This window comes from Nocardia sp. NPDC005366 (genome assembly GCF_040606855.1).
Lineage (GTDB): Bacteria > Actinomycetota > Actinomycetes > Mycobacteriales > Mycobacteriaceae > Nocardia.
In genome coordinates this window covers 62,657-87,656 of record NZ_JBEXFQ010000026.1, presented here as the reverse complement: position 1 = coordinate 87,656, position 25,000 = coordinate 62,657, and the positions used below count along the sequence as shown (strand labels likewise).

General features: G+C 68.5%; 20 protein-coding genes. 13 read left to right on the top strand and 7 right to left on the bottom strand.

Features of this window, described 5'->3' with window-relative positions:
- Positions 1-21: 21 nt before the first annotated feature.
- Complete coding sequence (locus ABZS43_RS26285; protein WP_355038628.1) at positions 22-321, bottom strand: DUF1330 domain-containing protein; 300 nt, start codon at positions 319-321, stop codon at positions 22-24.
- 138 nt (positions 322-459) lie between these two features.
- On the opposite strand from ABZS43_RS26285, the gene ABZS43_RS26280 reads away from it, so the two are divergent.
- Positions 460-876, top strand: a complete 417-nt coding sequence (locus tag ABZS43_RS26280; protein ID WP_355038627.1) for an SRPBCC family protein — start codon at positions 460-462, stop codon at positions 874-876.
- A 48-nt stretch (positions 877-924) separates the two neighbouring features.
- On the opposite strand, the gene ABZS43_RS26275 is transcribed toward ABZS43_RS26280, so the two are convergent.
- Complete coding sequence (locus ABZS43_RS26275; protein WP_355038626.1) at positions 925-2,451, bottom strand: carboxylesterase family protein; 1,527 nt, start codon at positions 2,449-2,451, stop codon at positions 925-927.
- An 803-nt stretch (positions 2,452-3,254) separates the two neighbouring features.
- Here ABZS43_RS26275 and ABZS43_RS26270 point away from each other — a divergent pair.
- Positions 3,255-3,923: an O-methyltransferase gene (locus ABZS43_RS26270; protein WP_355038625.1), complete on the top strand. Its 669-nt coding sequence runs from the start codon at positions 3,255-3,257 to the stop codon at positions 3,921-3,923.
- 30 nt (positions 3,924-3,953) lie between these two features.
- Here the strand turns inward: ABZS43_RS26270 and ABZS43_RS26265 are convergent, their stop codons facing one another.
- Positions 3,954-4,652: a helix-turn-helix domain-containing protein gene (locus tag ABZS43_RS26265; RefSeq protein WP_355038624.1), complete on the bottom strand. Its 699-nt coding sequence runs from the start codon at positions 4,650-4,652 to the stop codon at positions 3,954-3,956.
- Positions 4,653-4,743: 91 nt separating this feature from the next.
- Between ABZS43_RS26265 and ABZS43_RS26260 the strand changes: the two genes are divergently transcribed.
- Positions 4,744-6,240, top strand: a complete 1,497-nt coding sequence (locus ABZS43_RS26260) for an MFS transporter (protein ID WP_355038623.1) — start codon at positions 4,744-4,746, stop codon at positions 6,238-6,240.
- Positions 6,241-6,255: 15 nt separating this feature from the next.
- Here ABZS43_RS26260 and ABZS43_RS26255 read toward each other — a convergent pair whose 3' ends face one another.
- On the bottom strand, positions 6,256-6,993 hold the full coding sequence (locus ABZS43_RS26255) for a hypothetical protein (RefSeq protein WP_355038622.1): 738 nt from the start codon (positions 6,991-6,993) through the stop codon (positions 6,256-6,258).
- A gap of 114 nt (positions 6,994-7,107) precedes the next feature.
- Between ABZS43_RS26255 and ABZS43_RS26250 the strand changes: the two genes are divergently transcribed.
- The 7 genes from ABZS43_RS26250 to ABZS43_RS26220 all read left to right on the top strand — a co-directional run bounded on the left by ABZS43_RS26250 (position 7,108) and on the right by ABZS43_RS26220 (position 12,939).
- A complete protein-coding gene (locus tag ABZS43_RS26250; protein WP_355038621.1) occupies positions 7,108-7,977 on the top strand; it encodes an SDR family NAD(P)-dependent oxidoreductase in 870 nt (289 codons plus the stop codon).
- A gap of 92 nt (positions 7,978-8,069) precedes the next feature.
- A complete protein-coding gene (locus ABZS43_RS26245) occupies positions 8,070-8,720 on the top strand; it encodes an urease accessory UreF family protein (RefSeq protein WP_355038620.1) in 651 nt (216 codons plus the stop codon).
- Between the two features lie 33 nt (positions 8,721-8,753).
- The gene (gene ureG / locus ABZS43_RS26240) at positions 8,754-9,458 is read left to right on the top strand and encodes an urease accessory protein UreG (RefSeq protein WP_355038619.1); all 705 of its coding nucleotides are present in this window, start codon (positions 8,754-8,756) and stop codon (positions 9,456-9,458) included.
- Positions 9,448-10,152 (top strand): urease accessory protein UreD, encoded by a 705-nt coding sequence (locus ABZS43_RS26235; RefSeq protein ID WP_355038618.1) that lies wholly within the window; start codon positions 9,448-9,450, stop codon positions 10,150-10,152. Before ureG ends, ABZS43_RS26235 begins: the two co-directional genes overlap by 11 nt.
- An 893-nt stretch (positions 10,153-11,045) precedes the next feature.
- Positions 11,046-11,438 carry a hypothetical protein gene (locus ABZS43_RS26230; RefSeq protein WP_355038617.1) on the top strand — a complete coding sequence of 131 codons (393 nt, stop codon included), beginning with the start codon at positions 11,046-11,048 and terminating at the stop codon, positions 11,436-11,438.
- On the top strand, positions 11,428-12,273 hold the full coding sequence (locus ABZS43_RS26225; RefSeq protein ID WP_355038616.1) for a hypothetical protein: 846 nt from the start codon (positions 11,428-11,430) through the stop codon (positions 12,271-12,273). The genes ABZS43_RS26230 and ABZS43_RS26225 overlap by 11 nt, the downstream gene beginning before the upstream one ends.
- Before the next feature lie 294 nt (positions 12,274-12,567).
- Positions 12,568-12,939: a hypothetical protein gene (locus ABZS43_RS26220; RefSeq protein WP_355038652.1), complete on the top strand. Its 372-nt coding sequence runs from the start codon at positions 12,568-12,570 to the stop codon at positions 12,937-12,939.
- A gap of 86 nt (positions 12,940-13,025) precedes the next feature.
- Here ABZS43_RS26220 and ABZS43_RS26215 read toward each other — a convergent pair whose 3' ends face one another.
- From ABZS43_RS26215 to ABZS43_RS26205, 3 genes are all read right to left on the bottom strand, one after another.
- Entirely contained in the window at positions 13,026-14,459 is a 1,434-nt protein-coding gene (locus ABZS43_RS26215) for an NAD(P)/FAD-dependent oxidoreductase (RefSeq protein WP_355038615.1), read from the bottom strand.
- Positions 14,460-14,664: 205 nt separating this feature from the next.
- Positions 14,665-15,582 carry a tat pathway signal sequence gene (locus ABZS43_RS26210; RefSeq protein WP_355038614.1) on the bottom strand — a complete coding sequence of 306 codons (918 nt, stop codon included), beginning with the start codon at positions 15,580-15,582 and terminating at the stop codon, positions 14,665-14,667.
- A 96-nt stretch (positions 15,583-15,678) separates the two neighbouring features.
- The gene (locus tag ABZS43_RS26205) at positions 15,679-15,861 is read right to left on the bottom strand and encodes a hypothetical protein (RefSeq protein WP_355038651.1); all 183 of its coding nucleotides are present in this window, start codon (positions 15,859-15,861) and stop codon (positions 15,679-15,681) included.
- Positions 15,862-16,066: 205 nt separating this feature from the next.
- Here ABZS43_RS26205 and recC point away from each other — a divergent pair, with 205 nt between their 5' ends.
- From recC to recD, 3 genes are all read left to right on the top strand, one after another.
- Positions 16,067-19,465, top strand: coding sequence for an exodeoxyribonuclease V subunit gamma (recC, locus tag ABZS43_RS26200; protein WP_355038613.1), 3,399 nt, complete (start codon positions 16,067-16,069; stop codon positions 19,463-19,465).
- A 124-nt stretch (positions 19,466-19,589) separates the two neighbouring features.
- Positions 19,590-22,970, top strand: a complete 3,381-nt coding sequence (locus ABZS43_RS26195; RefSeq protein ID WP_355038612.1) for a UvrD-helicase domain-containing protein — start codon at positions 19,590-19,592, stop codon at positions 22,968-22,970.
- Positions 22,971-23,067: 97 nt separating this feature from the next.
- Complete coding sequence (gene recD / locus ABZS43_RS26190) at positions 23,068-24,993, top strand: exodeoxyribonuclease V subunit alpha (protein WP_355038611.1); 1,926 nt, start codon at positions 23,068-23,070, stop codon at positions 24,991-24,993.
- Positions 24,994-25,000: the final 7 nt, after the last annotated feature.

Sequence of the window (25,000 nt, the reverse complement as noted above, 5' to 3'; positions counted from 1 at the left end):
GCTGTCCGTCGCGCGGATCGGCTATTCGCGGTGACCGAGACCGTGGACCAGCAGTGTCACCGTATCGGCGCCGGCGTGGCGATCCTTCGAGATCTCCCGGTACTCCGCTGATTCGGCCCACGCGGTGACCGCCGCCTCGTCGGGGAAGGACATGAGAACCACTTTCTCGCGATCGGTCGCGCCTTCGAGTACCCGGGGCGCCTCGTCGGCGGCGAGCAATGTCCCGGAGTAGCGCGTGAAGACATCGAAGAAGCGCGCCTGATAGCGGTCGTACGCGACGCGATCGGTGAACTTCAGCTGGGCGAGTACATACACCGTCATATCGAGCACTGTATCGAGATCTCGGAATGGCCCGCGCGCGGTGATCGTCGCATGATCCGCGCCACGGGATCTCGGCATGTGCACTCGACCCGCGGCCGCCGACATCTGTGGGGAGGTATCGCGCGGTAGGTTGGCATCATGGCCTCTATTCGGCACGAAGTCATGATCGATGCTTCGCCACAACACATTTGGGATGTCGTGCGCGACGTAGGCGCGGTTCATGAGCGGCTGCTACCCGGCCGGGTCGTCGATACCCGCATCGACGGAGTGCAGCGGTTTCTGACGTTCCCCGACGGGCATGTCATCCGGGAGCTGATCGTTTCGATCGATGACCGGGCCCGCAGGTTGGCCTACTCCGTGGTCGAGGGAGCCCGGCCGGCATTGGACTATCATCACGCGTCGTTCGAGGTCCGTGACGAGGGGAATCAGGGTCGGCTCATTTGGACTACCGACATCCTGCCCGACACCTTTGCACCCGAAATCCGGATCCGCACCGAATTGGGTATCGCGGAGATGAAGAGGGCGATCGAGGCCGCGGCCACCGACGTCGGCTAGCCGGAGTGTCCGGCTCTCGAGCAGCCGATCCGGCGGGAGCCGCGACCTTCACCACCGCGCGAGCAGCGGCAGCGCCGGGAAGGTGAAATCTCGCCACAGCAGCCGCGAGGCCTCCTCCGGGTAGGCGGCGACCCTCGACGGCGTGTCGAAGATCTGGGCGAGGCGGTGATCGGCGTCGTACGCGGGCCAGCCCGGGCGGCCGTGCGCGGCGAATGCTGTCCACGACCCGCGGATTCGCGCCGACAGCTCCGCCGCCTCCTGCGAGGGCGGGTCGCCGATCAGCATGGCGGTCTGCCCACTGCTCAGGTTGCCGAAGACGAGCGGCACGTCCAGCCCATGGCAGGCGCCGAGAGCGCCGCCCATCCCCGGGGCAGTCCAGGTCAGCTCGTAGAGGTGGGCCCGGCCGCCCCCGGCGATCTGCGCGTCGGCGAGCCGCACGCTCGGCATGCGGAACAACCAGTCGGCGTTGACCAGCTCGTACAACTCCTCATCGACTGCGGCGGGGAACGACTCCCGGTACCGGCGCGCACCCTGCGGCCCGGGCGCGAGAACGCGCAGCGCGGTCTCGGTCTGCTCACGCGTGACCTGGCCGAGCACACCGTCGATCAGGCTGAACAACCGGTGCTCGTCGCGCGTGTGCCCGACGAGAAGTTCGACGTCCCTGGCCGCGCCCTCGGCCAGCGCCTGCCATGGGGGCGTGGGCAGCACGTCACCGTCGACAACCGGCGCGTACGGAATCGGCCGGTGGGTGATCTGCCCCCAGCGCTCCCGCCACCGGTCCATCTCGGCTGAGACCGCGTCGCCAGCGGCGGGTAAGAGGTCCGGGGGCACCGCCGACAGCCCGGACACCGTGGGCGCCACCCCCAGCTCGGCGGCGAAGGCCGCGGTGAGGTCGGCGGCCAGCTCAGGAGAGAAGAACGTCCCCGGCACACTCTGTGCGATCGCCCGGCGGAGGAGCCCGGCGGCGCGCGGCATCGCGAGTAGCGCGGCGATCGATCCGGCACCCGCCGACTGTCCGAAGACCGTCACCCGGTCAGGGGCGCCGCCGAACGCCCGGATGTTGTCCCGCACCCACTCCAGCGCCGCGACCTGGTCGAGCAGTCCACGGTTGGCTGGGGCGCCCTCGATCTGGGCGAACCCCTCGATGCCGAGACGGTAGTTGAGGGTCACGACCACGGTGCCGGTCGCGGCCAGGTGCCCGGCGTCGTAGTCCGGCAGGCCGGAGTTGCCCATGGCGTAACCACCGCCGGGAATCCACACCATCACCGGGAGCTCGGAGGCCGGATCCGGTTCCGGCGTCCAGACATTGACCGTCAGCCAGTCGTCTCCGGCCGTGTCCTGAGACACCGCGAGGACGGCGGACTGCGGAGGGGGCGGGCCGTAGGCGACGGCGGGTCGCACCCCATCCCAGCCGCGCACCGGCTGCGGCGCGGCGAAGCGCAGGTCGCCGACCGGCGGCTCGGCGAACGGGATGCCGCGAAAGACCGCCAGGCCCGCCTCCCGGTTACCGCGCAGCACACCGGCCGTCGTGCGGACCTGCGGCTCGGACTCGGACGGCTTGCTGGATGCGGCCATTTCGTTTTCCTCTCTATGGCTGTGCCGCCGAGCATCCCCGCGCGCGAGATCCGGCGCAAACCATTTAGGGCCACTTCGCATCTCGCCGCACGACGGCTGATCGCAGGTTCGGGATGTCGTCGACCTGAAGAGTGCGTGGAAGAGGTGGTCAGGTGTTTCGAAGTGGCTCGCGGCGATCGCACCGATCCGCGCATTGCTTGCCGTGGTGATGGCGACGCGCGGAAGATCGTCATTGCCGGCGAAGCCGGTTGGTGCACAACAACGCTGTTCGGCACCGAGCGCGGCGGCCAGCGCCGACAGCGTAGCGGTCTCCGGTACCCGGCCCGGCGAGTTGGCCTGCCAGCGACTTGTGAGGGTCAGCGGTGCGAACGTCGGGTACCAGCCGGGCAATTCGTGCGCTGCCCGGTAGGTACCCGATGTCCGCACCGAGTGCGCGGGCAGCGGCTGTCTCGGCAGCGAAATGGGGATCGGTGCGCCGCCGGTCGAGCGGATCCATACACGAGAGCGGGGTCGGCATCGAATCATCATCCTTCGTTGCCTGTTCCGGACGCACCCACATCTTCTACAGCGATCGCCGGAATTCACCGCTCTGGTGCGGGACCAATTGCCGGTCTATAACATCACCATACGTAGATATGCGCATTTATCTATGTATGAGTCCATCGACATATCCGGTCCGTCGACGTATCCGTTCGATACTTGCCAACGGCGGCATCGATAGGGACGCACCTCTCCCGCCATGGTTGCGCGCCCGCTGATTCTGAGCCACCATCGGCCTTCACTCGCGTGGCAGACTGCGAAATATGACGACACCGGACTGGGCGGACGTAGACGACTACATCGTGAACAGCGTGGTGCGGGATCCTGCGACCGAGGCGGCCCTGGTGGCGAACGCGGATGCCGGGCTGCCCGCGATCGATGTCTCGGCGGCGCAGGGCAAGTTCTTGCATCTGCTCGCGCGGTCGACCGGGGCGCGGCGGGTTCTCGAGATCGGCACGCTCGGCGGATTCAGCACCATCTGGCTGGCCGGGGCCGTGGGGGAGCAGGGCCGCGTGATCACCTTCGAGTACGAACCGCGGCATGCGAAGGTGGCGCGGGAGAACCTGGACAAGGCAGGCGTCGGTGACCGGGTAGAGATCCGGGTGGGCGCGGCGCTGGACAATCTGCCCGTTCTGGCCGACGAGCAGCCAGAACCGTTCGACCTGGTTTTCATCGACGCCGACAAACCGAACAACGCGAACTATGTGCGGTGGGCGCTGCGGTTGACCCGCCCGGGTTCGGTCATCATCGTCGACAATGTGGTGCGCGGCGGAAAGGTGGCCGAGGCGGAGTCGACCGATCCCGCTGTGCGCGCGAGCCGCGAGTTGGTCGAATACCTCGCCGCGGAACCACGATTGGATGCGACTGTTCTCCAGACGGTGGGGTCGAAAGGCTGGGACGGATTCGTCTATGCCGTGGTCGGCGACGAATAGTCGCCCACCGGGTGACGGCGGGCCCCCGGGTCACGGGTCGTTGTCGGGCACGAACAGCGGGGTCCGCTGTCGCACGCGCGCCTCGAATCCGTCGCAGAGCGTTGCCAATCCGGCGTAGAGCAGTTCTTCGGAGGTGAGCTCGCTGACGCCCGCGCCTTCGAGGTCGGCCAGCGCGGGCGGCGGCGTCCACATCGGGCGGCCTTCGAGCAGTGCGCGCAGACCGTTGTTGGTATCGGACTCGATCCCTTTGCGGGTCAACAATTCTTGGCTGATCTGGGGTAGCGTCGCGCCGGAGATGTAATTCCAGACCGAGAACGACATCTGCATCGCTTCGCGCGGTGTGATGTCGAGTTCGCGGAATCCTTCGACAAGCCAGGCCAGGCAGGCCAGTCCGGCGGGGCCGAAGCTGTAACGGGGTGTCGCGAAGGCGAGCAGTATCCACGGGTGGTGCTGATACAGCGCCCAGTCGATTTCCGCGGCGATGCGCACTCGATCGCGCCAGGTCCACGATCGGCCCGTTGGATCGGGATAGGGGTTGAGCCGCGAGACCTCGTCGGTCATGGCGGCGAGTAGTTCGTCCTTGTTCGCCACATGTCGGTACAGCGACATCGTGCCGACGCCGAGACGGTCGGCGATACGCCGCATGGACAGCGCGTCGAGACCTTCGGTGTCGGCCAGCCCGATGGCGGTATCGATGATCGCGCCTCGGGTGAGCTTGTGCTCGGTCATCCCATGACTCACTTCCACTTCGGGGTCCGCATGCGTACACTGTACCCGGAACATGCGTACGGCGTACGCGACAGGGAAAGGGTGGACGTCCATGACACAGGTGGAGGCAGTGCGGTCTCCGGCGCCGACCGGGGCCGGTACCCGCCGCGCCTGGCTCGGTCTCGCGGTGCTGTTACTTCCGGTGCTGCTGGTGTCGATGGATATCTCGGTGCTGTTCCTCGCCATGCCGACATTGACCGTCGACCTGGATCCGTCCGCGGCGCAGCAGCTGTGGATCCTCGACATCTACGGCTTCATGATCGCGGGCCTGCTCATCACGATGGGCAACCTGGGCGACCGGATCGGGCGGCGCAATATCCTGCTCGCCGGCGCCACTGTTTTCGGGATCGCCTCCGTCGTCGCGGCCTTCGCGCCGAGCGCCGCGGTGCTCATCGCCGCGCGTGCGCTCATGGGCGTCGGCGGCGCGACACTGTTGCCGTCGAGCCTGTCACTCATCTCCGGCCTGTTCCCCGACGCGCGCGAACGCGCCGCGGCGATCGGAGTGTGGACGGCGTTCTTCGCGGGCGGTTCGGCGGTCGGCCCGATCATCGGCGGGCTGCTGCTGCACCATTTCTGGTGGGGTGCGGTATTCCTCATCAACATTCCGGTGCTGCTGATTCTGCTGGCCTTCGGCCCGTTCCTGCTCTCCGAACACCGGCCGGGCGTGCTCGGACCGCTCGATCTACCGAGCGTCGCGCTGTCCATCGGCGGCATCCTGCCGCTGGTGTATGCGATCAAACACGCCGCGGCGGAGGGAGTCGACCCGCAGGGCATTGTCATCGTGGTGATCGGCGTCGTCATCCTCGCCCTGTTCGTGCGGCGGCAGCGTCACCTCGCCGAACCGCTGCTCGACCTGCGACTGTTCCGGCGCGCCCAGTTCTCCGTCGCCATCGGCTCCAGCCTGGTCGGCATGATGTCGCTGGCCGCGCTGAGTTACCTCACCAGCGTCTACCTGCAATCGGTGACCGGACGCGACCCATTGCAGGCCGCGCTGCTCGGCGTCCCGATGGCCGCCGCGGTGTTCGTCTGCTCGGTGAGCGGCGCCAGGGTGGGGCACCGCATCGGGACTCGCGCGACCTTCGCCCTCGCCTTACTCGCCAGCGCCATGGGCAACCTGATGGTGCTCGGCGTCGGCGTCGACGGTGGTATCGCCTGGTACCTCGCGGGATCGACCATCGCCGGTGTCGGATACGGCCTTGCCTTCACCTTGGTCTCCGATGTGGCGGTGTCCTCGGTTCCTGCCGAGCGCGCGGGTTCGGCGGTCGGCATCTCCGAAACCAGCTTCGAACTCGGCAACGCCCTCGGTCTGGCACTGCTCGGTTCCCTCGCGGCGCTGATCTTCCGCTCGGGCGGCGACTACTCGCCGACCCTCGGTGAGACGATCCAGCATTCGGGCGACCAGGCGCTGATCGACTCGGCGCGCGAATCCTTCGTGCACGGAATGCATGTCGCGACGACGGTGGGCGCGGTTCTGCTCGTGGCGATGGCTGCCGTCGTCCTGGTGGCGACGGGAAGATCCGATCGCCCGGCGAGTGCGTCCGCGCACTGACGCGCCGGGCGGTAATCAGCGGCCGAAGACCGTGGACACGATGTCGGAGGCCCACCGATTCATCGGTGCGATGACAGTGCGGTAGGTCCACCGGACGGGCCGGGTGACGAGGACGTGCCAGGCGGCGGTGAGCGCGGCGAACACCGGTCGCAGGACCGTGCGGTAGACGAAGGCACACGGAATGACCACCAGGACTCCGACCACGATGGTGGCGATCCTCCAGCCGAAGAGCAGGGTGGCCCGCAACGCGCGCCACAACGGGTGCAGCACCCAGCGCCACAACGCGCGCGACGGACGGTAGACGAGCCGATCGAGGAGGAACAGGCAGACTCCGGCGAGGAATTCGATCGCCGGGCGCAATACCCGCCGCCACAGCCATCCCGCGGCGGGCCGCAGCACGCGCCGCCACAGCCATTCCTCCACCGCGCGCCGCAGCGGACGCAGGATGTAGTCGAGCAGCAGCGCCAGCACGGGGGTCAGGACCATGCCCCACAGCATGTGGTTGATGACCAGATCCCAGAGGATGTTCTTCACGAAGTACCAGGCGGGTCGGATCACCCAGTGCCACACCAGCCGGCATACCGGCTCGAGGAGATGTTCGAGGAAGTACACCAGCGCCGCGACCGTGACGCGGCCGATCAGTTTCACGCCCTCCCACGCCAGCCGCAGTGGAATGAGGATCACAACGGCGATGGCCCGCGCGATCCACTGACCGAGAGAAGCGGGGTCGGAGGATCCCCCCTGTGTCGACATCGGACCATCGTCGCTCGAATCGGCGCCTGCGGCCACCGCCGTTCTACCCGCCGCGGTGCGTAGAAATACCGGACCGCGGCGGTGCGGGGCGCGTGAACCCCTACATTTGATGGTGTGAACGAGACGCGGACCACACCCGCCGGGCGCCCGCTCGCCGAACGGGTCGCCAGTAAGCTGCTCTACCCGACCTCCCGACCGGATGCGAAATCCCTGAGCGCTGCGGTCGCGGGGCGGATCGTTCTGGTGACCGGAGCCTCGCACGGCATCGGCAAGGAGAGTGCGCGCAAGCTGGCGGCGGCGGGCGCGGAGGTGCTGCTGGTGGCGCGCTCCGGTGCGGAACTCGAGGCTCTCGCCCGCGAGATCAGGGCCGACGGCGGTGTGGCACACGTGTATCCGACCGATATGACCGATATGGACGCGGTGGCCGAACTCGGCCGCGCGGTGCTGTCCGATCACGGCCATGTCGATGTCCTGATCAACAACGCGGGCAAGTCGATTCGTCGCCCGATCGACGAATCCTATGACCGGTTCCACGATTTCACCCGCACGATCGACGTCAACTACCTCGGGCCGGTGCGGCTGTTACTGGTGCTGCTGCCCGCGATGCGTGCGCGCCGACGCGGACATATCGTGAATATGTCGACGTGGGGAGTGCTGATGCCGCCCGCCCCGCGCTGGGCCGCGTACGGAGCATCGAAATCCGCTTTCGACGTCTGGCTGCGCAGTGTCGCCGCCGAGATCGCCGCCGACGGGGTCACGACCACCTCGATCTATATGCCGCTGGTCCACACCAGGATGAGCGCGCCGACGGATTTCAGCCGGGTGCCGGGACTCACCGTCGGCGAGGCGTCGGATCTGGTCTGTCACGCCGTCGCCGCGAAGCCGCGGGATATCGCCCCGTGGTGGTCGGCTCCGGTGCGGGCGTGGACCGATCTGACCCGCACCCAGGCCCAGCGATTCATGGAGCTGACCTTCCGTCGCTGATCACCCGATCCGACGCGACTCGTTCGCCGATTCGATGATGGGCAGAGCTGTCCGGCACAGCGTGGCGACACGCCGAGGCTTAGGATCATCGGATGCGGGAGAGCGATGCGACGAGCCGGGCGATGTTGTTCGCCCTGGCCGATTCGCGTCTGCCGATCGGCGGGCATGTGCACTCCGGGAGCGTGGAGGAAGCAGTATCCAGCGGTGTGGTCCGCGATATCGCGACCGTCGAACTGTATCTGCGGCGGCGCGTGCGCACCTCGGGTCTGGTCGCGGCCTCACTCGCCGCCGCGGTGTGTTCGGGCGAGCTGGACGTGGCGCGGGCCGAAGCGGAGGCCGATGCCAGGACACCGTCCCCCGCGGCGCGGGCCGCGTCCAGAGCCCAGGGCAGGGGCCTGCTGCGTTTGGCCAAACAGTTGTGGCCCGGCCACGATTGGGCGGAACTCGGCCTTCGACCGCATCTGTCGACGGTGTTCGGCGCGGTGGGCGCGGCCTGTGGCGTCACGCCGACGGAGATCGCGGGGGTCGTCGTCTACACCACGCTGACCGGCGCGGCCAGCGCCGCGCAACGGCTGCTCGCCTTGGACCCGGCCGCCGTCGCGGCATGCACGGTGCGGCTGGCCGGGCTGTGCGACCGGACCGCCGCCGAGGCCGTCACCGAACTCGCCGCGCTGTCGGACCCACTGCAGGATGTACTCACCGAACGGCACACGCACCGTGATATGCCGCTGTTCGCCAGCTGATCCGACCCGCGCACCGAAGAAGGGAATCGTCACATGCCACCGCACCTGATCGACGGTGAACCGCACGATCATTCGCACGATCGGCCGAAACGGGAGCGCGTCCCCGGCGAGGCGCTGCGCATCGGCATCGGCGGTCCGGTCGGATCGGGTAAGACCGCGCTGGTGGCGGCCCTGTGCAGGCAGTTGCGTGCGGAACTGTCGCTGGCTGTGCTGACCAATGACATCTACACCACCGAAGACGCCGACTTCCTGCGCAAGCACGCGGTGCTGCCGGACGAGCGGATCACCGCGGTGCAGACCGGCGGCTGCCCGCATACCGCCATCCGCGACGACATCACCGCCAATCTCGACGCCATCGACGATCTCATCGCCGCGAACCCGCCGCTGGACCTGATCCTGGTGGAATCCGGCGGCGACAATCTCACCGCCACGTTCTCCTCCGGCCTGATCGACGTCCAGATCTTCGTCATCGATGTCGCGGGCGGCGACAAGGTACCGCGCAAGGGCGGGCCGGGTGTCACGTTCTCGGATCTGCTCGTCGTCAACAAGACCGACCTCGCCCCGCTGGTCGGCGCCGACCTGGGCGTCATGGAACGCGATGCCGCGAAAGTGCGCGAGGGCAGGCCGACCGCGCTGATCTCCCTCACCGCCGACCCGGCCGCCACCCCGGTACTCGCCTGGGTCCGCGAACAGTTGCGTGTCGCGAACGAGTCGGCCGAATCAGCCGTTGCGCACTGAGTTACGAATCGTCGCGTGCCTCGGCGCGTTACCGCGGATCGACGCGAACGGCGGGCTGTCGGCTCGCCGCACCGCGCGCGACACGGTGCATCTGATCGGCACGGCCGCCACACCGCTCGGTGGCGACGAACTCGACATCACGATTCTGGTCGGGCCCGGCGCGCGTCTGGTGGTGCGCTCGGTGGCCGCGAGCATCGCCCTGCCCGGCCCCGCGACGACATTCTCCTCGTCGCACTGGCATTACGAGGTGGGCGCGGGCGGCAGCCTCGATGTCGACGCGGAACCGATGATCGTCGCGGGCGGCGCCGACCACCACACCCGCACCACGGTGCGCCTGGCCGCCGACGCCGCGATCCGATTCCGCGAGCGCGTCCAGATCGGCCGCTCGGGCGAGGAGGCGGGACACTGGCGCGGCGACCTGATCGCCGATGTGGCCGAAACCCCGCTCCTGCGTCACCGTCTCGAACTGGGGGAGGGCGGCGTCTCCGACGATGCGATCGCCGCCCCGCGCGCGCTCGACAGTGAACTCGTCTACCCCGACGATCGGCCCGCGTTCACCGATGGGCTTGTCACCTCACGGCTGCCATTGGCGGCGGGGGGCACGCTGTTCACGAGGGTGGGCAGAATTCTCGCCGCGGATCGGTCCGGTACTCCCGCCGCCGAACCGCGTCGCGCCGCCGTCGTTCCTCGCTGAGGTCCGATCTCGCGTCGCGGATCACCGATACCGGCCTGTGCGGCGCGTTTCGGAAGGTATCGGCGAATATCGTGTGGCACGGTGTTCTGTATTCCGATTCCACCGCGAAATATTCTGGATCAGCATTTGCGGAATGGGAATCGCCGCACGCGGAGCAACATTCTCGGCACCCGGGTCTGCCTTTTCGTTCCGATGAATATGCGTTCGGCGCGTGAATTCTGGCGAGGTCGAAAGTGCCGCTGATTCGCGCTGGCCAGGCGGTGTAGGAGCGCGCCGTGCCGGAATCGGTCGATGACGAATCCGGTCGTGCGGAGTTTCGTCTTCCGGTAACCGAATCGGGTGTCGATGGCATGCCACCGCGGGTGATCGGGCTGTGGGGCGGGAGTGCGGCCTATGTGGCTGTCGACTGCGGCCGTGCGAACGCAATATTGCGTGCTCTGTGCCGAACATGGGATTTCGTCGAGTTCGGTCGCGGTGTATGGATCGTTTTCGCACCTCCGCCTCCGAAGTTGTCGTGGCCATCGGAGCTCACGTGGCCGTGAGCCCGATACTCGTGCGGTTCCACGACCTTCGCTCAACCCTCGACCATTGCTTGATACCAGGGGTGGCGGATCGGCTCGCGGGTACGGTCGCCGCCCGGCCGGTGTGGCCGAGTCGTACGCCGGGGGTATTGCGACCGGATCGGATACCGAAAGGTATTAAAACCGTTCGGTATTCAATGGCGTGGACCGCTGCGTTGTCGAGAGATATCGATACCGGAAGGTTTTCTTGGTCCGGTTGCTGGGAAAATGCTTTGTGCGTCAGGAATTCTCCGTAGATTCCTTTACACGCGTCGTGGGCATTGTGTAGCGTCTCGAACCCTGAAAACCTTTACAGGACAGGGCCGGAGCGCGGTGATCGGAATAGACGGCTTCCTGCAACGCATCATGGAGATTCCGGGTGCCGGCAGCGTGACGCTGGTGGATGGCGCGAGCGGTCTGGCGATCGCCGCGGCGGGCAGGCACGAATTGGTGGACCAACACGAGGACGCGGCAGCGACCACGGATGTGATACGCGCGGTGGTCGGCTGTCCGGCGTTGACGACTGCTCGCGAAGGTGACGACATCACCGAACTCATCGTCTGCGGCACCCTCGGATACCACCTGCTGAATCCGGTGCCCGGCGATTTCGACGGCCGATTGTTCGTCCACGTCGTCTTCGACGGCGATACCGGGAATCTGGCGATGGCGCGGTTCCACCTCCGAGGCATCCTCGCCGATTTCGCCGAGGTCGGTCATGGGCGTTGAGCTCGCGGGCGAGTTGCGGCGGTTGGAACGGGAAGGACGGACCGGAATACTTCGCGCGGGCGACGGCGCGTTCTACTTCGCGGGCGGCGCGATCGCCTTCGTCGATTGCAGACGAACCACCGGGTTGGACCGGCTGGTCGTGGACTCGGGGGTTGTCTCCGCCGAGGACTGGCATCGTGCCGGTGCCGGTGAAGCGGCCGAACTGATCGGCCGCCCCCGGCTGGAGGCGCTGGCGGTGTTGTCGGTGTACGACGCCGCCTACTTCCTTCTCGCCTCGCCTGTCGTTCCCGAGTTCCGGCCCGCGCCCCCGCATTGGCTGGCTCCGGTATGCCGCATCCCGGTGCGAGAACTGGTGCGCGAATGCGCGCGCAGAGGCGATCCGAAATCCGGGCCGTGGCCCGCGGAGCTGGTGGATCGGGCACCCGTTGTGCCGGTCCGGGGACCCCGCCGACGTCGCCGGGTGCTGTCCTGCGGTCACGCCGAAGTGCTCGCCGCCGCGGATTCGCGTCGCAGCGTGGTGGGTATCGCCCGCGAACTCCGCCGCACCACCTACGGCTGTCTGGTCGCGGTACGAGAACTGACGGCGGCCGGACTGATCGAGGTACCCGTGCCTCGGGCGGCGACCGATGCCGAGGTCGCCGCGTCGCCGAACGACGAGCAGTTCGATACCGCGCGGGTGATCGCCGGGCAGGTCGCGCGGGGAAGGGTTGTGGCGACTCCGCTGCCGCGACGCCGAATGCGTTCGGCGATACCGGAATCCGCTCACGACCGGTGGGAACCGGTCGACCGCGACGTGCTGACCCGCATCGTGGCGGCGCTGGAGGAGCTCGCGTGACCCCGCGGAGAACACTGCTCGGCGATCTGATGGGAAGGCTGACGTTACCGGCTGGCGACCACCGCGCACGGCGACGGATTCCACGAGGTCGTGGTGCGCGGCACGGGAGGGCACGTGGTCGTCTACGCCGCCGGTTGGACCTCGCTGACCGTGCTGGCCGGACCCGAGGCCGATGTCGGCAGGGTCCACCTCGAGTCGCGCCCGGTGGCACGAACGATCGCGGACCATCTCACGGTCGGGTCGCGCGATTCCCGCAAAGAAATGACGAACACCGATGGTGAGAAAGGAATCGGCATGTCCAATATGGATCTGTCACTCGAGAACATGATGGTGATCGACGGCGCGCTCGGCGCCGCGGTCGTCGACTACAACAGCGGTATGGCGCTGGGGACGCTTGGCAGTTCCAAGGCCCTCGACCTCCAGGTCGCCAGCGCGGGCAACACCGAGGTGATGCGGGCGAAGATGCGCACCATCGAGCAGCTCGGGCTGAACGAGGACATCGAGGACATGCTGATCACGCTGTCCGGCCAGTACCACATCATCCGCCCGATGACCGGCCGGAAATCCAAGGGACTGTTCCTCTACCTCGCGCTGGACCGCAACCGGGCGAATCTCGCGCTGGCACGCCACCGTCTGAGGGGTATCGAGGAGGAGTTGGAAGTGTGATCAGTCCGCGCGTCACAGGCCGGACTCGGACGACCCGACAACGGTGATCGCGTCGCGGGTCGTCCGTGCGAGTCGGTACGGACGGATCACCCCGCGCGGCGGTCGGCGGCCTTCTCCGCGGCGGTCCGCCCGTTCTCCGCGGGCGGCGCGCCGAGCGCGGCCGCGAGTTCGTCGGCGTCCTCCTGATCGGCTTGGACCGCTTCGACCGCGAGCCGGGCGAAGACCCACTGCTCGGTGGCGGCCATCTGGCCTCGGCTGCGGCCGAGGAATGTCACGAACCACTGGATGACGGTGATGATGCGACTGCGGTAACCGACGAGGTAGTACAGGTGCAGTGCCAACCAGGCCAGCCAGGCGATGAATCCGCCGAATTCCAGCTTGCCGATCTGGCATACGGCGCTGAAGCGCGACACCGTGGCCATACTGCCCTTGTTGAAATAGCTGAATGGCTTACGATCTTGCGGCGCTTGGCCTTTCAGTCCGGCCTTGATCTGCTTGGCCGCGTAGGTGGCGCCCTGGATCGCGCCTTGGGCCTGGCCGGGCACATTCGGCACCGACATCAGATCGCCGACGACGAAGACGTTCGGGTGGCCCTTGATGGTGAGGTCGGGCTCGACGATGACGCGTCCAGCGCGATCGGTCGTCGTGCCGTCGGAACGCTCGGCGAGCATCTTGCCGAGTGGGCTGGCCTGTACCCCCGCCGACCACACCTTGCACGAGGATTCGATGCGGCGGATCGTGCCGTCGGCATCCTTCACCGTGACGCCGTGCGCGTCGATATCGGTCACCATGGCGTTGAGCTGGATCTCGACGCCCATCTTCTCCAGGCGCCGCTGCGCTTTGCTGCCGAGTTTGGGCCCCATCGGCGCGAGTACCGCGCCCGCGCCCTCGATGAGGATGACGCGCGCGTCGCGTGGATCGATGTTGTGGAAGGTGCCTTCCAGCGTGCGGTCGGAGAGTTCGGCGATCTGACCGGCCAATTCGACGCCGGTCGGACCCGCGCCGATCACCACGAAGGTGAGCAGGCGGTCCCGCATTTCCTGGGTGGTGGCCAGTTCGGCGCCTTCGAAGGAGCCGAGGATGCGCGCCCGCAACTCGAGCGCGTCATCGATGGTCTTCATGCCGGGCGCATAGGTGGCGAACTTGTCGTTGCCGAAGTACGACTGCTGCGCGCCGGTGGCGACGATGAGGCTGTCGAAGCCGGTGACGGTGTTCTGATTCAGCATCCGCGACGTGACGGTCTTGGATTCGAGGTCGATATCGATGACATCGCCGAGCAGTACCCGAGCGTTCTTCTGTTTGCGCAGCACCAGCCTGGTGGCGGGCGCGATCTCGCCGACCGAGAGGATTCCGGTGGCGACCTGGTAGAGCAGCGGCTGGAAGAGGTGAGTGGAAGTCTTGGAGATCAGGGTGACGTCGACGTCGGCGCGCTTGAGATGCTTGGTGCCGAACAGGCCACCGAATCCCGATCCGATCACCACCACCCGGTGACGATGGGTCTCGACATCCTGTGTGCTCATCGTCGTGCTCCTAGACAGACCTGGGGTTCGTCCCCGGCGGACGGTTTCCTGACCCGACCAACGGTAGTCGGCTCGATTCGGACCGGCACGACGAGATCCCGGTTCGTGATCTTCGGCTCCCCGACCGCCGCACCGAAGACCGCGAATCCGGCCGTGCGCGGTGCGGCGCACGTACGGCCGGATTACGGGGATTCCCCCGAGGGATTCAGCGTCCCGCGAGCAGCATCTGCGCGACCTTGGTGTCGGTGTCGGCGCCCTCGGTGTAGCCGCCGTCTGGGCCGAGCGAACTCATGATGGCGAGTGTGTAGCGTTCGCCCGGTCCGGCGAAGCCGACCGAGTTGACAACCCAGCCGCCCTGTTCGGCGGACCAGCCGTTCTTCAGGCCGGGACGCATCTGCGCGCCAGCGCCCCAGACGCCCCAGTGCTGGTTGTAGTCCACCGATCGCATGCGATCGACCAGGTAGGCCCTGTCGTCGGGGTGCAGGTGATCGAGCGCGTAGACCATCAGCCGGTCGAGGTCGGCCGCGGTGCATTTCTGGAACGACCAGTCCGGGTAGAGCGCGGTATTGGTCGGCTGCGGGACCAGCGAGGACATGCCATTGGCGCGGAAGGCGTTGTTGAACGCCATCCGGTCGATGCCCGCGTACTTGTTCCACAGGACGTCGGTGGCCTGATCGTTGGAGGTCGCCAGCATGGACTCCATGAGGCCGCGATCCTCCGGGCCGAGCGCGATAGCGCCGACCCTGGCGCGATTGAGCAGATCGACCGCGATCGCCAATTTGATGGTGGAGGCCGTCCACACCGACTGCTCGGCGTTCTCGTTCGCGTAGATCCCGCCGCCGACCCGGTCGCGCAGGACATATCCGGTGACGCCGGGACGGGTGCGCAGATAATTGTCCACCGCATCGATGCGCTGACTCATATCGCAGTCGAATCCCGGCAGGCACCCGCGTGCGGGCGCGAGCGGCACCGCCTCGGCTCTGGTTAGACCAGAAGCGGGAACCAACGCGGGGGCGCTCGACAGCAGAATCGCGGCGGAGGCGAGGACACAGGCGGATGCGGCCACACGGGACGGTGTCCGGGTGGCGGCCGAGGGGTAACGCACGAGGGACCACGATGGCACATCGGCGCGCCTGGCGCACGTCTTCGAGGTAGAGCGTCCGCTGTGCTACCGAAGATCGTTGCGCATTGCACCGCAGCCGGTTTCGCTCCGCGTGGTTCAGCGGAACGCGGCGAGCAACTCCTCGACGGTGCGACCGTTGAGACGGTAGCAGTGCGCGAAGGCTTCCGCGTGGTTCTCGCGCGGCCAGGTGTGTAGGACGACGGTCCTGCCGTAGAAACCGGAGTTGACCAATTCCCATCGGTCACCGATCCGGCGGACCGTGAAACCACCACGTGGCACCAAGGGAATCACCCTCGTATCCATGAAACGCGAAACCAGCCTTTCGATCCAGCTCTGTCGCCCTCCCCGGGGCAGCACTGTCGCATACCGGGCGCGGACCGACGACGTGACACGGCCGTGTAGCGCGTTCTCCTGTGGCCCATGTCACTTTCGCGCGGGATGGGGCGGCTCGGTTGCGCGAAGGTCGCTGGCGTATAAACAACCAATGCCGCTGCACATCCACCGGGCCGAGCGCGCCGACGCCCTGGCGGACGGGCTCGCCGCGCTGCTGGCGACGCCGCTCGCGGATCCGTTCGCGGCCGAGGTGGTCGCGGTGCCGGCCAAGGGCGTGGAACGGTGGCTGACCCAGCGTCTGTCCGGTGTGCTCGGCGTGTCCGCGCGCGATGGCGCGCGGGACGGCGTCGCGGCGAATATCGCGTTCCCGTCGCCGTCCGCGCTGGTCGCGGCGGTACTCGCGGCAGCGGGCGGCATACGGCCGCAGGATGATCCGTGGGCGCAGGAGCGGGTGGTGTGGGCGATGCTCCGGGTCATCGACGCGGCCGTGGCCGAGCCGTGGGCCGCGGTATTGGCGCGGCATCTGGGCGCGACGGACCCCTCGGGCCGAGATCATCGCCTCGGCAGGCGTTACTCCACCGCCGCGCACCTGTGCGGGCTCTTCGACAGTTACGCGGCCCAGCGTCCGGCGTTGATCACCGAGTGGGCGGCGGGGGTGGAGGGGGCCGATACCGACGGCGCGGGCCGTCCGGTGCCGGAGGATCTGCGGTGGCAACCGGAGTTGTGGCGGCGGCTGCGCGCCGAGATCGGCGCGCCGAGTCCGGCCGAACGCCTCGCGCCCGCGTGCGCCCGAGTGCGGGCCGAACCCGAGATCGTCGAACTGCCGCAACGGATTTCGCTGTTCGGTGTAACCCGGTTGCCCGCGGATCAGCTCGCGGTGCTCGACGCCGTCGCGGGGTCGCGGGATGTGCACGTGTGGCTGACCCACCCGAGCCGGGCCATGTGGTCGGCCCTGGACGGGCTGCCCGCCGCGAAGACACGCGCGCGGGACATCACCGCGACCCCCGTGCGTCATCCGTTGCTGGCCGGCCTCGCCCGCGACGTGCGCGAATTGCAGCAGCGGCTCTCGGCGGTCGCGGACAGCGATGATTACGTGGGCGACGCCGAGCCGTCTTCGGGGCGGGCCGCCGAATCTGATTCCGGTGCCACCGATTCCGCGGCGCCCGGAGGCTTGCCGACTCTGCTGAGCGCGGTGCAGACCGATATCCGCGACGACCGGTGGCCGCCCCGGCCCGGCCACGCCGGGGACGACAGCCTGCGGATTCACGCGTGCCACGGTCCGACCCGGCAGGTCGAGGTGCTGCGGGAAGCGCTGCTCGGACTGTTCGCCGCCGATCCGACTCTCGAACCGCGCGATGTCCTCATCATGTGTCCCGAGGTGGAGGTCTACGCACCGCTGGTGCGGGCCGCCTTCGGGTCGCGATCGGCCGAATCCGCCGGCGATCCGGCGCATCCGGCGCAGCTGCTGCGCGTGCGGCTCGCCGATCGCGGGCGCGGTGTCACCAATCCGCTGCTCTCGGTGATCGCGGTACTGCTCGAACTCGCCGACGGCCGGGTGACGGTGACCCAGGTGCTGGATCTGGCGTCCTCCGAAACCGTCCGCAGGCGTTGCGGATTCGATGACGACGGCATCGAGCGGCTGCGGGAGTGGGCGGCCGAATCCGGTGCGCGGTGGGGGATCGGTCAGCGGCAACGTCAGGCGTTCGGGCTGGCCGATTTCGGGCAGAACACCCTCAACGGCGCGGTTGACCGGATCCTGTTGGGAGTCACCGCCGACGAAACCACCGAAGACTGGCTGGATCTGGCGCTCCCGCTCGGCGATGTCGACAGCAATGACGTCGACCTGGCCGGACGTTTCGCGGAATTCATCGACCGGCTCGCGGTCTGCCTGCGCGACCTGCGCGGGCCGAGACCCGCCCACGAGTGGGCCGTCGTCCTGGGTCGCGCGCTCGATCTGCTCACCGATGTGCCCGAGAGTCAGGCGTGGGTCAGGGCGGAGGCCCGGCGTGAACTCGCCGCCGCGACCGAACACGCGGGCGACGCGTCGCTGCGGCTCGCGGATATCGGCGTGCTGCTGGCCGGGCGGCTCGCGGCCAGGCCGACCCGTGCGAATTTCCGCACCGGCGAACTTACCGTCTGCACCATGGTGCCGATGCGGTCGGTGCCGCACCGGGTGGTGGTACTGCTCGGGCTGGACGACGACCTGTTCCCGCGCGCGGGCGGGGTGGACGGCGATGACGTCCTCGCCCGCGATCCGCTTGCCGGGGAAAGGGATTCCCGCAGCGAGGACCGTCAACTGCTGCTGGACGCGATCATGGCGGCGGGGGAGAAGCTGCTGCTGTTGCATACCGGCGCGGATCCGGTCAGCGGCGCGTACCGGCCACCGGCGATCCCGGTGGCGGAACTGCTGGACGTGCTGCGCGGCTATGTCGGCGACAATATGTCCGAAGTGGTGGTCCGCCATCCGTTGCAGAGTTTCGATCGTCGCAACTTCCGCGCCGAACGTCCCTTCAGTTTCGACACGGCCGCACTGGCGGGCGCGGAGGCGGCCGGTCGACCGGCGCGCCCGCGCCCGGCGTTCCTACCGGAGCCGTTGCCGGCGCCGGAACCCGGCGATGTGGCCCTCGCCGACCTGATGTCGTTCGTCGAACATCCGATTCGCGCCTTCCTCTGGCAGCGGCTCGGCCTGCGGGTACCCGAACACGAGGAGGATATCGCCGACCGGCTTCCGATCGAATTGGACGGACTCGCCAAATGGGAGCTGGGCGAACGCATGCTGGCCGCGCGACTCACCGGCGCGGACCCCGCTGGGCTGCGTGCCGCTGAATGGCGTCGCGGTGTCATTCCACCGTTCGCGCTCGGCGGGGCCGTGCTCGACGAGGTCGAGCGCACCGTGGACAAACTGGTGCGCGCGTCGGCGGCCGACTATCAGGCCCAGGCGCGGGCGGTGGATATCGCGATCGACCTCGGTAACGGTCGCAGGCTCACCGGCACCGTGCCCGAGGTGCGCGGTGAAACCCTGGTGCGCACCACCTATTCGCGGCTGGCCCCCAAACACCGGATCGCCGCCTGGGTCTCGGTGCTCGCGCTCGCGGCGACCGAGGATCGCTGCTGGCAGGCCGTCACCACCGGTCGCGGCCAATTCAGCCGTCCCGCATGGCGTTGCGCGCTCACCGCGCCTTCGGCGCCCGCGGCCGTGGAATTGCTGCGCGAACTCGTCAGGCTGCGGGACGCGGGTTTGACCGAACCCTTGCCGATCGCGCCGACGGCCACCGCCGCGTATGCCGAACGGCGTTTTCGCGGCGCGAGTACCGAGGAGGCGTTCGCCGCGGCGGAACGCGAATTCAACGGCGGCCCCAACGGTCCCGGCAAATTCGGCGATCACACCGACCGGCACCTGCGCTACATCTGGGGAACGGCCCCGCGTCTCGACGACCTCTCGGCCGTTCCCGCACCCGCGGGCGAACCCGGTGAGCGCACCCGCTTCGGCGCACTCGCCCGCCGTCTGTGGGCTCCGCTGCTGGCCGCCGAGACCCAGGGCAGCCCATGATCGGGCACCGCGATATGAACGGCTACGGCGACGCGCGGCCCGCGTCCCCGGATCCGCGGTCGTCGCGCAGTAGGCTGTGCGCGGCTCGGGGGCTGGCGGTAGACGGTGGAAGTCGGGGATCGGCATGACGGTGCAGGACGCGGAATTCGCGTCGCGGGCGCTCGGCGTCGCGGAGCCGTTCGATCCGTTCGGCCCGCTGCCCACCGGAACCACCGTACTGGAGGCGAGCGCGGGAACCGGTAAGACGCATGCGATCGTCGGACTCGCGGTGCGCTATGTCGCCGAGGTCGGCATCGATATCTCGCAACTGCTGCTCGTCACCTTCAGCCGGGCGGCGACCCAGGAATTGCGCGAACGAGCCAGGGACCGGTTCGTGAGCGTCGCCGCCGCGCTGACCGATCCGGAGGCCGCGCGCGGGTGCGCCGACGACCTCGTTCGTCATCTGGCGCAGGTCGACGCCGAGCAGGTGTGGCGCAGGCGTGCGCGACTGCTGGTGGCGCTGTCGGATTTCGACGCGGGCACCATTGTCACCACCCACAGCTTCTGTCAGCGCATGCTCGACGAACTCGGCCTGGCGGGCGAGCACGATCCGGGCTCCCGACTGGTCGACACCGTCGACGAACTGGTCCGTACCGTCGCCGACGATCTGTACCTGCACCGCTACGCCCGTGCCGAACCGCCGTTCTCGCTCAAAGACGCGCATATCCTCGCGCTGGCGGCGGTGAACGATCGGCACGCCGCGCTGATACCCCAGGGCGAGGGACGGGCGGGCGAACGGGCGGCGTTCGCGTCCGCGGTGCGCGTCGAGACCGAGCGACGCAAGCGGCTGGCCGGATTGCGCGATTTCGATGATCTGCTGGTGCTGCTGCACGACGTACTGGCCGACCCGGTGCACGGCGAGCGCGCGTGCGCGCGAATCCGGAACCGCTACCGGGTCGCTCTCGTCGACGAATTCCAGGACACCGATCCGCTCCAGTGGGACATTCTGCGCCGGTCGTTCCACGGTCACACCACCACGGTCCTGGTCGGCGACCCGAAACAGGCCATCTACGCCTTTCGCGGCGCGGAGGTGATCAGTTATCTCGATGCCGTCGCCCACGCCGACAGCCGCCGCGACCTCACCACCAACTGGCGCAGCGACGCGGGACTGCTGGCCGCGCTCGACCACCTCTACGGTGGCGCGGCGCTCGGCCATCGCGACATCACGGTGTATCCGATCGCCGCGACCAGGCCATGGAGCCGCCTGTCCGGCCCCGCTGGACTCCGCACCCCGCTGCGGATACGCTGCCTGCCCCGCACGGGCGCTGGTCCGCTGAACAAATCCGGGTTTCCCGTGGTGGGGCGTCTGCGGGCCAAGGTCGCCGACGATCTGGCCGCCGATATCGTCCGGCTGCTCGAATCGCAGACGCGCATCGACGCCGCAGTCACGATCGAAACGGGGGCAGCGCACGGCGTCGCGACATCCGAGGACGGCTCGACGAATCGCCGGATCGGTCCCGGTGATATCGCCGTCCTGGTACGCACCCGATCCCAGATCGAGGTGGTGCGCGCGGCATTGGATCGGGTCGGCGTCGCCTCGGTCCTCGCCGGCGGCACCAGTGTTTTCGCCACCCCGAGTGCCACCGACTGGCTCTGGCTGCTGCGGGCACTCGAGCAACCACACCGATCGGATCGGGTCCGGCTGGCGGCCTGCACCCCCATACTCGGGGTGAGCGCCGCCGATATCGATAGCGGCGGAGCCGATCTGGTCGGCCGCGTGAGCGCCCAGTTGCGCGACGCGGCACGGCTTTTCGCCCGCGCCGGATTCGCGGCGGTTTTCGAGAAGTTGTCCGCGGAGGCGAATCTCGCGCACCGATTGCTGACCGTCGAGAACGGCGAACGGCAGTTGACCGATCTGCGTCATATCGCGCAGCTGCTGGACCAGGTCGCGCTCGCCGAGGGTTTCGGGCTCACCGCGTTGACACGGTGGCTCGGCGACCGGGTGCGCGATCCGGCCTCCGGCAGCGTCGCCGATCGCAGTCGTCGTCTCGACCGCGATGCCGCGGCGGTGCAGATCGCGACCGTGCACGCCAGTAAGGGACTCGAATTCCCGCTCGTCTACCTGCCTTTCGCGTGGGACAGCGCGAAGAACCCGAATCCGCCGACCCTGCTGTTCCACGACGAGAACGGCGCGCGGGTGCTCGACGTCGGCGGCCAGGACGCCGCCGGATACGCCGAACGCAGACAGCGCGCCGAGGCCGAGGAGGCAGGGGAGGAACTGCGGCTGCTCTATGTCGCACTGACCAGGGCGAAATGCCAGGTCGTCGCGTGGTGGGCGCCCGCGGTCACCACCGCGGCCGCACCGCTGCACCGCATGATCTTCGGTCGACCCGACGGCGGCGATGCGGTGCCGAACCGGGCATCCGTGCCAGTGGATACCGTTGCCGTACAGCGACTGTCGGCCTGGGCGGCGTCCGCGGCCGACGCCGTGTCGGTGACCGCGGTCGACACCCCCGATACCGTGGAGATCCGGCGGGTGCGCACCGAGGTCGCGACCGGCGAGCTCGCCGCGGCGCGGTTCGATCGCGTCATGGATCAACAGTGGCGGCGCACCTCCTACTCGGCATTGACCGCGGGGGCGCACGAATTCGTCACCGACAGCGAGCCCGAGGACGAACGCGGCCCCGGTGACGAACCCGCCGAGGCGCCGATCCTGGAGGAGGAGCCGGTCGCCGGTGCGCCGTCACTGATGAACACACTGCCCTACGGCGCGGAATTCGGCACGCTTGTCCACGGCGTCCTCGAACGCATCGATACCGACGCCGCGGATCTCGACACCGAGGTACACGCCCGGTGCCGCGACGCCGTCGAGGAGTCGATGGCCGATTTCGATCCCGCGCTGCTGGGTTCCGCGCTGCTCGCCGTTCTGCGCACCCCGCTCGGCTTCGGCTGTCTCGCCGATATCCCCGGGCGAGATCAACTCGCCGAACTCGAATTCGAACTGCCGCTGGCCGGCGGCGACGTACCGGCGTCGCGACTGTCGACGCTGCGCCGGATCGCGGAGCTGCTGCGCGAACATCTCGGCCACGGCGATATCTTCCACACCTACGCCGACCAGGTCGAAAACCTGGAGGACACCCCGCTGCGGGGATATCTCACCGGCAGTATCGATGCGGTGCTGCGCGTCACCGGCAACGGGCGATTCGTCATCGTCGACTACAAGACCAACCGGCTCGGCGCGGGTGATCTGACTGTCGACCATTACACCCGCGAGCGGATGGCAGCCGAAATGCTGCGCTCGCACTACCCGCTCCAGGCCCTGCTGTATTCCGTTGCCCTGCACCGCTATCTGCGCTGGCGGCTGCCCGGATACGATCCGGAACGGCATCTGGGAGGCTGCGCGTACCTGTTCGTGCGCGGCATGATCGGCCCGCGGACTCCGGCCGGATGCGGTGTCTTCGACTGGAATCCGCCGCCCGCGCTCATCACCGCCCTGTCGGATCTGCTCGCCGGGGACGCGCCGTGAGCGCCACCGTGGCCTGTGCTTCGCAGGAACGGATGCGGCGCGGTGTCGAAAGCGTAGTCCTGGGATTCGGGGCGAGACGGAAGATGAGGGTGCGCCGGTGACGTCCATCCAGGTGGCGCAGCGCGGTACCGGATTGCTGCGGAGCTTCAACGAGGCCGGAGTGCTGTCGGCGGCGGATGTGCACGTAGCGATCCGATTGGGCAGGCTGGGGCGTGAGACGGCGGAAGAGGTGCTGTTCGCCACCGCGCTCGCGGTGCGCGCGGTGCGCTCCGGGTCGGTCTGCCTCGAGCTGTACCGGATGCGCGATATCGGTGTCGACGCCGACGAGAACCGGGATGCCGCGACGGGTGTCGATCCGGCGACGCTGCCGTGGCCCGATATCGAGGCGGTGGTCTCGGCGCTGCGGGTGAGTCCGCTCGTCATCGGGGGCCCCGGCGGCCCGCTCACACCACTGCGGCTGGTACCAGCCCAGGCCGGTGACGACGCGGGCCCGCTGCTCTACCTGGATCGGTATTTCCAGCAGGAGCAGACGATCCGCAGGGTGCTCACGGAACGGGCGGGCCACCATCCGGCCGTCGACCCCGATATCGTCGGCCGGGAACTGGATCGCCTCTTCGACGGCCCGCAGGGGATCGCGACCGATCGCCAGCGACTCGCGGCGGCGCTGGCCGCGACGCACTGGACCACGGTGGTCGCCGGCGGACCCGGCACCGGCAAAACGCATACCATCGCCCGCATCCTGGCATTGCTCGACGCGCATCAGAAGGCGAATCCCAAAGCGCCCGCGCTGCGTATCGCGCTGGCCGCGCCGACAGGCAAGGCCGCGGCCCGGCTGCAGGAGGCGGTGCGCGAACAGGCGGGCGTGCTCGGGCTGCCCGAACTCACCGCCGCCACCCTGCACCGGCTGCTCGGCTGGCAGCGGGGCCGCAACACCCGTTTCCGCTATCACGAGTTCAATCGGCTGCCCTACGACGTGATAGTCGTGGATGAGACGTCGATGGTCTCGCTGACCATGATGAGCAGTCTGCTCGCGGCGCTGCGCCCGGATACCAGGGTGGTACTCGTCGGTGATCCGGATCAGTTGGCGTCGGTGGACGCGGGCGCGGTACTCGCCGATCTCGTCGCGGGGCCGGTGGTGGGAGAGCCGAATCCGATCCTGGATCGGATCCTCGGCGCGGATTCGCCGGAATCCGCGACGCGGGATCGAGATGCCGAGGCGCTGTCGGCGTTGGAATGGACACGGCTGCGCGGCGGCATCGTCCGGTTGACCCGTGGTCGTCGTTTCGGCGGCAAGATCGCCGAACTCGCCGTCGCGGTCCGGGCGGGCGACGCCGATGCGGCCCTGGAGCTGTTGCGCGCGGGCGGACCCGAACTCTCCCTGTGCGCACCCGAACAGACGAGAGCCGTCCGTGCCGATGTCGTGGCCGCGGCGCGCGCGGTGACGACCGCGGCGCTCGCGGGCGATGCGGCGGGGGCGCTCGCCGCGCTGGAATCGCATCGGCTGCTCTGCGCGCACCGGCAGGGCCCGTTCGGCGTCGAACGGTGGGACCGGATGGCCGCGGAATGGGCCGCGGCGGGCGGCGCCGGCCCCGAATCCCATCTGGCGCCCTGGTATCCCGGCCAGCCGCTGCTCGTCACCGCCAACGACCACGAGGCCCGCATCTACAACGGCGACACCGGTGTCATCGTGCGTCTCGCGGACGGCTCACTGCGGGCGGCCCTGCAACGCGGCAGCATCCCCTATCTGGTGCATCCCACCCAATTCCCGGCCGTGGTCACGGTTTTCGCGATGACCATCCACCGCAGCCAGGGCAGCCAGTACGACACGGTCTCGGTGGTGCTGCCCGAACCGGAATCCACCCTGCTGACCAGGGAATTGCTCTATACGGCGATCACGAGGGCTCGCCGCCACGTCCGCGTGATCGGTACCGACGAATCCATTCGCGACGCGATCGCGCGCCGGGTGCTGCGTGCGAGCGGACTGTCCCGTCGCGGCGCGCAGGAGCCGGTCGCCACCTGGTGAGCCGCGT